Genomic DNA, 11,768 nt, shown 5'->3' on the forward strand with positions numbered 1-11,768 from the left:
CCAGAGCGGACATTGGAAAAATTGTCCATATCACCCGAGCGAGAGCTAGCAGCAATGATTGGTAGGTGTCCTATAGGGGCCAAGGCTGGAGATACTTCTACTGACGCATCGATATTAATCTTCCACTGAAACGAGCAAAAGCCCAAATTGTCACATAAACGTAGTTCGATTCCATCAAGAGCCCAAATTCCGCGATGTGGGAAGTAGACGCTGTCCATGAGATGTCTTTTTGGTAGGCGACCTGTTAGTAGATGAGTCGGCGAAATAGTCCCCTCGTTTCTAAAAAGTCTTTTAACGCTTAAGCTAAAGAAAGGAGGAAGGCTGGCGTTTTGTATCTCCATGCCAGCCTGGGTATCGATTTTGGATATAATATTTTCGTTATCGAAGTATATTTTCGCAGAGAGGTTTTTTAGCAGATACCTTTTAGTTATAGTGCAAATTATTAGCGAAAGAAGGATCAGCGATAACATGCCAATGCCAATTAGATGGGCTACGATATCGCTTAGCGGTGTTGCCAAATATCTTATAGCTACAAACGAAAGAGTTATCGCTAGAGCAGCGCGAAAGGTAATGGGCAAGATTCTAAACGGGTTTATGTTAAGCAAGGGCACAAAACTTATCTTGTTAAATTTATGACAAAATCTTTGCCAGCAAGTAGTTGTTTACGCATTTCGAAAATCTGCACCGGTGGCTTGTCGTCAGTTGACATTGCCATTCCTCATCGAAAGCTTAGTGTTGTAACAGGTGCTACGTCTACTGGGAAGACCTCTTTGGTTATAAATACAATTTATGCAGAGGCAAGAGCAAGGATTGCTTCTGGAATTTTACCTAGCGGACGCAGTAGAAGCAAAATGGAGTTATTGTCGCGGAGTAAATGCCAGGAGGTGAGCGGGTTACTTCCGGCTATTAGTCTTTCGGACGTAAAAAGTGAAGTTCCGACCGATCAGCCCCTATGCAAATTTCTTGGCTTAGATGCGCTGTTCTTAAAGAGCTTAGCGCATTATGGAGTTTCGCATTGTACTAATTGCGGTGATAAGCTGGTAGACGCTAGGCCACTAGCCGTTTGGAAAGAAATTACTGCGACAGACAATGCTGATATTTCTAGCGGAGGCAGAGCTATTTATCTCATAGGGGCTGTTTTTCGCAATGAAAGTTTTTCTGCCGTAGCTAGATCGCTTGAAGCTAATTTTGTTAGGACAAGAGGGGAGTCAGAGGCTTGGGCTAAGGCGGTCGCCTTGGTGGAAAAGCTGCGCCAGATTGGGTATAGGCGGTTTTTTGTCGATGGGGCACTTTATAAATTGCCGATTAAGGATCTCAGCGCGAAAGATTTAGATAGTTTTAGCGAACAGCAATTAGATGAAGAGGAGCGGCGTTTTTACCAGGCTCTTAAGCTTAGAACTGGAGAAATACGAGATTTTATCGCCATAGTCGATAGTATCGAGTTAAGCCTAAATCAGTCCGAGCTAAAGGGTAGGGTGATGGACTCTTTAGATAAGAGCTTTTCTTTGGGCGTCACGTTAGCGGTGTTAATCGAACGTTCTAGTCGCGCCGTAGCTAGTGGACTTGGGGATGGAACTCCTGTTTCATCGCTGCGTTACGTAAGCCGAGGAGACATGTGCATTAGGTGTCTGCGGGGCTATCCTTCGCTTTCTATGGAGTTGTTTCAGCGCTCATCGCCGGTTTGCGTTTGTAGTTCGTGTAACGGAAGAGCTGGGAAAAAAGTTAAAAGTGTGTGGGCTACGTGTGAAACATGTTTTGGTACTGGATTAAGTGAATACGCTCTAAATAGTTTTCTTTTTGGTCGAACACTAGGAGAGCTTTGCGGTTTGCCGTTAGATGACTTATTTGGCGCTCTGAAAGTGCCTACGGAGATAAGGGGGGACGAGGCGATAGATGAGCTCGAAAGGTTAAAAAGTGCTTTGCAATGTTTATGCGAACTGGGGCTCGGCAATCTCACACTATTTAGTCGGCTTGAGGTCATTTCTGAAGGTGAGTTTTATAAGCTGCTTGTTGCCAAGTTTTTTTTTCAAAAGTCGGTAGATACTATGTTTATAGTGGAGCAACCGAGCAATGTGCTTCATCCGAGCGATTTAGAACTTTTTCGGAAGTATTGTCGCCTTCTTGTTGAGCAGGGCAACACGTTAGTGGTGGTAGAGAGGGATGAAAGTTTTATTAGAGGGGCTGATTATCTAATTGAGCTAGAATGGACTAAGGGAGCGGAAGGGGCCTCCGTGGCGTTTCAAGGAGAAGTTAGCTGCTGGCCTGGTCTTGGGGGTAGCAGTACTGAGAAGCTTTGTTTTAGTAGGGCAAAGCGACTCGGTCGCAAGTGCAAGTTAATAAGTGTAGTACCTTCTGATAGGCGGGTTTGTCGTGGTGACAAATTGGAAATAAAAATTCCCCTTAACGCCTTGGTCGCAATGGTGGGGCCTGCTGGTTCTGGAAAAACGGTTCTCATGCGAGATATAATCTGCAATAATTTTAAATTGTTCAAACAAGGCAAGCCGATGTCTGCTGACATTAGCGGATTTGAAAATCTGCAAAGATGTCTTTATTGCGATGGACGGGATCGAGTGGATAGCAGTAGGCAGCACAATACCGTAGCTTCCTTCGTGGGAGTTGCCGATGATATAGGCGAAGTTTTTGCGAGCTTGCCGGCAGCACGGCAGGCGGGTTTGAAGGGTAGCGATTTTTCGCTCGAAAAGCCTAGTGGGCGCTGCGAGGCCTGTAAGGGTTTGGGATATAGGGTCTTGGATCTGGATTTTTTGGGCTATAGTTGTGAATTTTGTGAGGACTGTTACGGGCGAAGATATCAGACGAGGGTTTTAAAGGTTCTTTTGGGGCTAAATTCAGTAGACGAAGTTTTGCGCTGTAGCGTAGCAAATGCTTTGGTATTATTTCGTTCCAATGCTGCTATTCTATCGAAACTGCGAGTTCTCGAAAGACTTGGTCTAGGTGGCGTCGTCCTGGGCGCGAGCTTGGAGATGGTCTCCTATAGCGTATTCCAGCGCTTAGTTCTTTCGCGCCTTCTTTCTAGGACAGAGGGGATGTCGTCAACGTTGTATGTAATGGAACAGCCTTTTAGCGGTCTAGATAAAAATGAGGTTAGTATAGCAATGGACGAGGTTTTTAAATTAACTACAAGAGGAGTTTCGCTGTTGTTCTCTTCCCACGATCCAACTGCTGTTTCTAGGGCTGACTGCGTCATTAACCTAGGTGCGGCTTAAGGGCGTAATTGTAGCATTTAAATTATAAACAACTTAAGTATTTATATATTATGGTTTTTGTTGGTTTATTTTGTTTAGATTTTTTTAAAAAAAATGTCTTGTGGCTATTGTGTTCGAAGGGCGATTGGTGCAGTATTGCCGAACTGTTTTTCAGCCATGGGCTGAAAGCGATGGCTGATGCCTTTTTAAATATAGGCAGATAGGCGCTGGTCTTTGAAATCTAGGTTGAGTAGAAGAGAATACACATTAAATTGTGAATTACTACCGCTATGGAAACTTGTTTTTCCGTAATGAGTGATATTTGCGCGTTCCTGTTGTCGTTAGCGGTCTTGTTAGGCTGGTCTATTGATTGCAGAGGGCGCGAAGCAGCTGGGAATCTCGAAACAGAATTCTTTTTAACCAAAAAGTAGAGATTTTTATCAAACTGAAGAGTTTGATCCTGGCTCAGAACGAACGCTAGCGGGATGCTTCAAACATGCAAGTCGTACGCGAAAGTTCCCTTCGGGGAGCAAGTAGAGTGGCGCACGGGTGAGTAACACGTAGCTAACGTACCCTTTTGCTGGGGATAACCCCGGGAAACCGGGGCTAATACCGAATGATCTAAAGGTGACTGCGGTTATCTTTGGTAAAGGCGCAAGCCGCGAAAGGATCGGGCTGCGGTCCATTAGCTAGTTGGTGTGGTAATGGCGCACCAAGGCGACGATGGATAGCTGGTCTGAGAGGATGATCAGCAACACTTGAACTGGTACACGGTCCAGACTCCCACGGGAGGCAGCAGTTGGGAATATTGCACAATGGGCGAAAGCCTGATGCAGCAATCCCGCGTGGGTGACGAAGGCCTTCGGGTCGTAAAGCCCTTTCAGCAGGGAAGAAGGGAAACCTGACGGTACCTGCAGAAGAAGCACCGGCTAACTCCGTGCCAGCAGCCGCGGTAATACGGAGGGTGCAAGCGTTGTTCGGAATTATTGGGCGTAAAGCGCGTGTAGGCGGTTTGCTAAGTCTGGTGTGAAAGCCCGGGGCTTAACCCCGGAAGTGCACTGGATACTGGTAGACTAGAGTGCGAGAGAGGAAGGTAGAATTCCTGGTGTAGGGGTGAAATCCGTAGATACCAGGAGGAATATCGGAGGCGAAGGCGGCCTTCTGGCTCGTTTCTGACGCTGAGACGCGAAAGCGTGGGGAGCAAACAGGATTAGATACCCTGGTAGTCCACGCCCTAAACTATGGATACTAGTCGTCGGAATTCCTAATAATTTCGGTGACGTCGCTAACGCATTAAGTATCCCGCCTGGGAAGTACGGTCGCAAGATTAAAACTCAAAGGAATTGACGGGGGCCCGCACAAGCGGTGGAGCATGTGGTTTAATTCGATGCTACGCGAAAAACCTTACCTGGGCTTGACATCCCGGGCTACCCTGTGAAAGCAGGGGTTCCCTTCGGGGACCCGGTGACAGGTGCTGCATGGCTGTCGTCAGCTCGTGTTGTGAGATGTTGGGTTAAGTCCCGCAACGAGCGCAACCCCTGCCACTAGTTGCCATCATTTAGTTGGGGACTCTAGTGGGACCGCTTGGCCATAAGCCAGAGGAAGGTGGGGATGACGTCAAGTCCTCATGGCCTTTATGCCCAGGGCTACACACGTGCTACAATGGGAGGCACAAAGCGTTGCTAACTCGCAAGAGCATGCTAATCGCAAAAAACCTCTCTCAGTTCGGATTGGAGTCTGCAATTCGACTCCATGAAGTTGGAATCGCTAGTAATCGCGGATCAGCATGCCGCGGTGAATACGTTCCCGGGCCTTGTACACACCGCCCGTCACACCATGGGAGTTGGTTGTACCGGAAAACGTTGAGCTAACCTTCGGGAGGCAGGCGTTTATGGTACGGCTAGTGACTGGGGTGAAGTCGTAACAAGGTAGCCGTTGCGGAAGCAGTGGCTGGATCACCTCCTTTAAGGGAGTTGCCTTATGAATATGCGCTTAGTTTTATCTAATTGCTGCCATAAGGCTACCCTAAATAATTAGGGAGATTGTCAGTTGTGATGATCGCTCATTTAAAAACATTTTTATTCGGTAGTTTTATCTCTACGATTCACATTTGTTTAAGTGTAATTCTCTTGCCGCTGTTTAAGCGGCTAGACTACTCAGCCTAGTTTTGAGAGACCGGGCTTTTGGCCCACTCAGGGCGACAGTTGGTCGACTGGGTTGTTCTTTGAAGATTTGAATATTGGTAGACGAAGCGAAACTGAGAAAAAGTTTCTCAAGTGAATAAAGATCTCTACAGAATCGAAGAGGTAGAACGTTAGTTTTGTTCTGCCTTGGGCGATTTAAGGCAAAAGATTTTTGAGAAAAGATTAAGTTACTAAGGGCACACGGAGGATGCCTTGGCGCTAAGAGGCGATGAAGGACGCGATATAGCTGCGATAATCTTCGGGGAGCTGCTAAATAAGCTACGATCCGGAGGTTTCCGAATGAGGAAACTCAACTGGCCAAAAGCCAGTTACTTCTCGACCTCTCTTCGGAGGGGGCGGAAGGGCGAACCAGGAGAACTGAAACATCTAAGTATCCTGAGGAAGAGAAATCAAAAGAGATTCCCGTAGTAGCGGTGAGCGAACTGGGAATAGCCTAAACCGTTTGAACCTCGGTTCGAACGGGGTTGTAGGACATGCAATAAAGCCGACCGAAGTTGATAGTTGAAATGAGCTGGAAAGCTCTGCCACAGAGGGTGATAGCCCCGTAAGCAAAATTGGCAATGGCGGTGAGTATGTTCCTGAGTACAGCGGGCCACGTGGAATCCTGCTGGAAGCTGGGTGGACCATCATCCAAGGCTAAATACTACTTGGCGACCGATAGCGAACTAGTACCGTGAGGGAAAGGTGAAAAGAACCCCGATGAGGGGAATGAAATAGTACCTGAAACCGTGTGTCTACAAACAGTGGAACCACTATGTTATTCTGTAACAGTGGAACTGCGTACCTCTTGTATCATGGGTCAGTGAGTTGCGCCTCTGTGGCAAGGTTAAGTCGATAAGATGGAGCCGTAGCGAAAGCGAGTTTTAACTGAGCGTTTCAGTCACAGGGGGCAGACCCGAAGCCAGGTGATCTATTCATGGCCAGGATGAAGCTGGGGTAACACCTAGTGGAGGTCCGAACCGGGTAATGTTGAAAAATTATCGGATGAGCTGTGAATAGGGGTGAAAGGCTAATCAAACCTGGAGATAGCTGGTTCTCCTCGAAATATATTTAGGTATAGCGTCGTGTATATGCAACGGGGGTAGAGCACTGAATAGGCTAGGGGGCCTACCAGCCTACCAAACCTAACTAGACTCCGAATACCGTTGTAGTCGAGCACGGCAGTCAGCTCGCGGGTGATAAGGTCCGCGGACGAAAGGGAAAGAACCCGGACCGCCAGCTAAGGTCCCAAAATCAATGCTAAGTGTCAAAGGATGTGAGAACACATTGACAGCCAGGAGGTTGGCTTAGAAGCAGCCATCCTTTAAAGAAAGCGTAACAGCTCACTGGTTAAGTGCGCTCGTGCCGAAAATGTAACGGGGCTCAAGCATTGTACCGAAGCTGCGGATCTGCCCGCCTTTTTTAAGTTCATTAAATTTAAATAGTGAGTTTAAATAAGGCGGGCAAGATGGTAGAGGAGCGTTGTTAGCGGGTTGAAGCGTGACTGTAAGGACGCGTGGACTGCTAACAAGTGATTATGCTGACATGAGTAACGATAAACAGGGTGAAAAACCCTGTCGCCGAAAGCCCAAGGTTTCCTGAGCCAGGGTCATCCGCTCAGGGTTAGTCGGGTCCTAAGCCGAGGCCGAATGGCGTAGGTGATGGAAAACGGGTTAATATTCCCGTACCAGGATTTTACTTCGTACGATGAGGGGACGGAGAAGGGTAGGTCTACCGGGTGATGGATGTCCCGGGGAAAGCATGTAGGCAGGTGAAGCAGGAAAATCCGCTTTGCCATATATGCCGAGGTGCGAGACAATCTGAGGCCTCGGCCAAGGAGAAGTGATTGATCCCACGCTTCCGAGAAAAGCCTCTAAGTCTGTGAAATTCTGTCCGTACCGCAAACCGACTCTGGTGGGCGAGTAGAGAATACTAAGGCGCTTGAGAGAACCCTGGTTAAGGAACTAGGCAAATTACTGTCGTAACTTCGGGAGAAGGCAGGCCTCCTTAGGGTGAGGGACCTCGCGTCCTAAGCTCGAAGAGGTCGCAGAGAGCAGGGGGTAGCGACTGTTTACTAAAAACACAGGACTCTGCTAACTCGTAAGAGGATGTATAGGGTCTGACGCCTGCCCGGTGCCGGAAGGTTAAGGGGATTTGTCAACGCTTCGGCGTGAAGCATTGAACCGAAGCCCCGGTGAACGGCGGCCGTAACTATAAAATTAAGTAAACAATGTCTCGACGAACGTTGAGGCAGGACAGTTGTAGTTACGAAAAAAAATCTGGCTATATGCTGGAAAATCCGGTGTATCCAACGGTACTTTGGAATAGATAATTGTTATTTAATTATTTACCATATAGTAATAATCTGTTTGGTGCGGATAATCAGCAGGAAAGACTTAAGGTCTTTGTTAGAGTGTTGTTTTATGTTGAATGTCAATATGATTCCCGCGCGGATTGGGTATTATCTCGCTGGCTTTGCTGATGGAGAGGGGAGTTTTAATGTGTCCTTTCGTCAGCGCGAAGATTATTGTTGTCCCTGGAAAGTATCCTTGTGCTTCAATATATCGCAGCGTGATAAAGTTATTCTTGCGCTATTTAAAAGGCATTTGCAGTGTGGCACCATGAGGGTGCGCAGCGATGGTGTTTGGTACTACGAAGTTAATAATTTAGTATCCATTACCGAGAATGTAGTGCCATTTTTTCGAAAATTCTCGTTTCTTTCGGCAAAGAAAAAGCGAGATTTTGCGAAATTTAGACAACTAGTGGAAATTATGTTGGATAAAAGACATCTTACGCGAGAAGGAGTGGAGGAGATTCTATCAATTAGGAGAGATATGAATGACGGTGGAAAGCGTAAATATTCGGATCAAGAAATTCTAGCAAGATTTTAGGAATCCTCAGAGACTATACGCCAGACTCTTGGAAAGCCAAGAAGATGATATAGTCCGAACTTCATAGCGATATGAAGAGCTAAGCGGAAACGATTTAGCCCCTTATTGGTTTGCTATTAAGCGCTAATGAGGAGTAACAAATAAGAACGGTCCTAAGGTGAATATCGTTGCCTTAGTAAAACCAAACTATATGCGGGAACACCCTCGCACAGCCGTAAGGTACTCGTCAGTTTGTTATGACTGGCAGTAAAAATCCTACGGACAAGGGGGCAATCCGCAGGGAAGGCCCGTAATGAACGGGAACCCTCAGAGACTTTACGTTTGGGATTGGTCCTAATCGAGGCCAATTAAGATAAAGTCCGACCTTATTGGAAACAATATAGGAGTGAATCGAGCGAAATTCCTTGTCGGGTAAGTTCCGACCTGCACGAATGGCGTAACGACTTCCCCACTGTCTCGACCAGGGACTCAGTGAAATTGAATTCTGCGTGAAGATGCGCAGTACCCGCGGCAAGACGGAAAGACCCCGTGGACCTTTACTATAGCTTGGCGCTGAGCCCGGGAATTGCATGTGTAGGATAGGTGGGAGACAGCGAAGTAGGGACGCTAGTCCTTATGGAGTCACCCTTGAAATACCACCCTTGTAGTTCCTTGGTTCTAACATACTCAGGTGAATCCCTGAGATGGACCGCGTCTGGTGGGTAGTTTGACTGGGGCGGTCGCCTCCCAAAGAGTAACGGAGGCGCACAATGGTGGGCTCAGGCTGATTGGAAACCAGCCGTCGAGTGTAAAGGCAAAAGCCCGCTTAACTGCGAGAGCGACGGCTCGAGCAGGTACGAAAGTAGGTCTTAGTGATCCGGTGGTTCTTTATGGAAGGGCCATCGCTCAACGGATAAAAGGTACCCCGGGGATAACAGGCTTATCTCCCCCAAGAGTTCACATCGACGGGGAGGTTTGGCACCTCGATGTCGGCTCGTCACATCCTGGGGCTGGAGTAGGTCCCAAGGGTTGGGCTGTTCGCCCATTAAAGTGGCACGCGAGCTGGGTTTAGAACGTCGTGAGACAGTTCGGTCCCTATCTGCCGTGGGCGCAGGAGAATTGAAGGAAGCTGTTCCTAGTACGAGAGGACCGGAACGGACGTGCCTCTAGTGTACCTGTTGTTCTGCCAAGAGCATAGCAGGGTAGCCATGCACGGAAGGGATAACCGCTGAAAGCATCTAAGCGGGAAGCCCTACCTAAGATTAGTTCTCCCTTTTGTTCGGCATTTCCTTTGGGAATGTCGACGATCTAAAGGCCCGTTCAAGACCAGAACGTTGATAGGCCGGGTGTGTAATCGCAGCAATGCGTTTAGCTTACCGGTACTAATTGGCCGTGAGTCTTAATCTTTTCTCTTTTTTTTTTTACTTTGCGCTGTTTATGAGAGACTTTTAGGCAATAGTCTGTTATACTACAAAGCTAATGGGCTTTTGGCCGCAGTTTCGCTTCGTTCTACTTTTGTTTAACGATTTTTTCCTGGTGGCCATAGCAGAGAGGAAACACCTGATCCCATTCCGAACTCAGCAGTTAAGCTCTCTAGCGCCGATGATACTACTGTTTGGTGGGAAAGTAGGACGCTGCCAGGAATTTTTTTATCTCTTCTGAGTGACTCAGTTCTAGAAGTTGATGTGGGTCGTTTAGGGGAGATTTTTTTGTGAGTTGGCTATAATTGATTGAGAAAAGACAAGTGAATATATACGTTGGAAATTTATCTTATGAGGTGGTGGATGGGGATTTGGAAAAGGCATTCTCGGCATTTGGCACTGTAGTGTCAGCTAAAGTAATAAGCGATAAGTATACAGGCAAATCTCGCGGGTTTGGATTTGTCGAGATGGGCTCTGGGCCGGAGGGCGAGGAGGCTATTGAGAGACTTAATGGCTCCGAGCTTAAAGGCAGGGCAATCGTTGTGAATGAGGCTCGGCCTAAGAGTGAATCTGGTGGAGGAGAAAGGCGCGGTGGTGGTGGAAATCGAGGCGGCGGTGGACGTGGGCGTGGTGGTAGAGATAGCAGGGATTCAGGTCGTCGAGACAACTGGTAAAGAGCCTAATTGTGCATTGCAATGTTGGGAATGCTAAGAAAAGCATTCCCAATTTCAATTTTTCGCTTCTTTCATAATTCTGCATCGAGCAGAAGAAGGTAATTTTCTTCTCCTACTCCTCCCTTTTAAGGCCTAAGCAGAGGTGCCATTACCTGTGTCGCGCCTTAGATTTTTTAGCTACTATGCTAACGGCGAACAGCGAACACATTGATGGGGGTTAGTTTGTAAACATGTCGCTTGTTTTTGAATGGGACGAAAATAAGGCTCGCTTTAATGTTCGAAAACATGGTGTTTCATTTGAACTAGCGGCAACGGTGTTTGGAGATCCATTTGCGCTGACAATCTATGATAAGAACAACTCCCAGAATGAGGATAGATATGTTACAATTGGATTATCGGTTATTGGTCTTGTGGTAGTTGTGTGCCACACCGACCGAGCTAATAAGATTCGTATAATTAGTGCGCGTAAAGCTACAAGTAAAGAAAAGAGGCAATATGAAGAAGGAATATGACTTTTCTAAGGGCGTTCGCGCAAAGTACTACAAGCGATTTTGTCAGGGTAGTAATTTGGTAAAACTCGACCCCGACATAATCAAACGCTTTTCTAGCTCTCGTGCTATTAATCAGGTCTTAAGGTCAATTATTGATGCAGTCGATCTCGCAAAAGACAAAAAAAAACGTGCTTAGGCACGGGGTGCTGCTCTGCTAGTCTACTTTCCTTTTCTCCTTAGATGTTAAGCATATAACGCGCATTGTCATTAACGCGGCGGCGATATATGTTAATCATGTTTCAAATTTAGCCGCTAAATTTTAAGTATGCTTAAAAGACTTCTTAACCCATTAAAATCTAATAGATTTTTCCGCAATAATTAATTACCGAAAAATTGCCCAGGATGCGGGAACTAGTCCTAACAGTGTGCAGAGTTACTTTGAAATTCTTCAGGACACATTGCTCGGAACTATTATTCCTCCCTATCATCAGTCGATACGAAAACAGCAGAGAAAAAATCCCAAGTTTTATCTCTTCGATACCGGCGTTGTGCGAACGCTCTCGAGAACTATTGCGACTGGACTACATAAGAGCACTTTTGAATTTGGCCGACTATTTGAAACGTTTATTGTAAACGAGATCCTAAAGCTCAATTCCTATAATAAGAAAAATTATTCCTTTAGTTATTTGCGGACCAAGGATGACGCGGAGATAGATCTGATTATCGAGCGGCCCGGATGCCCCATTGCACTTGTATAAATTAAATCGAGCGAGAAAATAGATGGAGAGGATCTTAGACACTCCTGACTTCCGCGGAGGAAAAAGGTGCGTAAATTCCAACTATGCGAAATTGTTGGCAAAATTTTTGATTTTTGCTGATTTCGTTTTGTAGTGCCTAGTAAATATTTACCCTTGATGACTGAATGG

General features: G+C 46.6%; 6 protein-coding genes and 3 rRNA genes. 8 read left to right on the forward strand and 1 reads right to left on the reverse strand.

Annotation, left to right across the window (positions count from 1 at the left end):
- Positions 1-611, reverse strand: a 611-nt coding sequence (locus IT291_05600) for a hypothetical protein (GenBank protein ID MCC6220701.1), incomplete at its 3' end; no start/stop codon positions are given.
- Between the two features lie 21 nt (positions 612-632).
- Between IT291_05600 and IT291_05605 the strand changes: the two genes are divergently transcribed.
- From IT291_05605 to IT291_05640, 8 genes are all read left to right on the forward strand, one after another.
- Complete coding sequence (locus IT291_05605; GenBank protein MCC6220702.1) at positions 633-3,224, forward strand: hypothetical protein; 2,592 nt, start codon at positions 633-635, stop codon at positions 3,222-3,224.
- A 421-nt stretch (positions 3,225-3,645) separates the two neighbouring features.
- Positions 3,646-5,169 (forward strand): 16S ribosomal RNA (locus IT291_05610).
- Between the two features lie 398 nt (positions 5,170-5,567).
- A 23S ribosomal RNA gene (locus IT291_05615) occupies positions 5,568-9,663 on the forward strand.
- A gap of 125 nt (positions 9,664-9,788) precedes the next feature.
- Positions 9,789-9,899: ribosomal RNA gene (rrf, locus tag IT291_05620) — 5S ribosomal RNA — on the forward strand.
- The 16S, 23S and 5S rRNA genes sit together here, the layout of an rRNA operon.
- 101 nt (positions 9,900-10,000) lie before the next feature.
- Positions 10,001-10,351 (forward strand): RNA-binding protein, encoded by a 351-nt coding sequence (locus tag IT291_05625; protein ID MCC6220703.1) that lies wholly within the window; start codon positions 10,001-10,003, stop codon positions 10,349-10,351.
- Between the two features lie 230 nt (positions 10,352-10,581).
- Complete coding sequence (locus IT291_05630; GenBank protein ID MCC6220704.1) at positions 10,582-10,863, forward strand: BrnT family toxin; 282 nt, start codon at positions 10,582-10,584, stop codon at positions 10,861-10,863.
- On the forward strand, positions 10,847-11,038 hold the full coding sequence (locus tag IT291_05635) for a hypothetical protein (GenBank protein MCC6220705.1): 192 nt from the start codon (positions 10,847-10,849) through the stop codon (positions 11,036-11,038). Before IT291_05630 ends, IT291_05635 begins: the two co-directional genes overlap by 17 nt.
- Before the next feature lie 229 nt (positions 11,039-11,267).
- Complete coding sequence (locus IT291_05640) at positions 11,268-11,600, forward strand: DUF4143 domain-containing protein (protein MCC6220706.1); 333 nt, start codon at positions 11,268-11,270, stop codon at positions 11,598-11,600.
- Positions 11,601-11,768: the final 168 nt, after the last annotated feature.

The sequence above is a fragment of the Deltaproteobacteria bacterium genome (genome assembly GCA_020845775.1).
Classification (GTDB): domain Bacteria; phylum Bdellovibrionota_C; class UBA2361; order SZUA-149; family JADLFC01; genus JADLFC01.

Excerpts from the sequence above, each read along its gene's own strand:
- IT291_05605 (MCC6220702.1), top strand. The coding sequence starts at position 633 with ATGACAAAATCTTTGCCAGCAAGTAGTTGTTTACGCATTTCGAAAATC.
- IT291_05630 (MCC6220704.1), top strand. The coding sequence starts at position 10,582 with ATGTCGCTTGTTTTTGAATGGGACGAAAATAAGGCTCGCTTTAATGTT.
- IT291_05635 (MCC6220705.1), top strand. The coding sequence starts at position 10,847 with ATGAAGAAGGAATATGACTTTTCTAAGGGCGTTCGCGCAAAGTACTAC.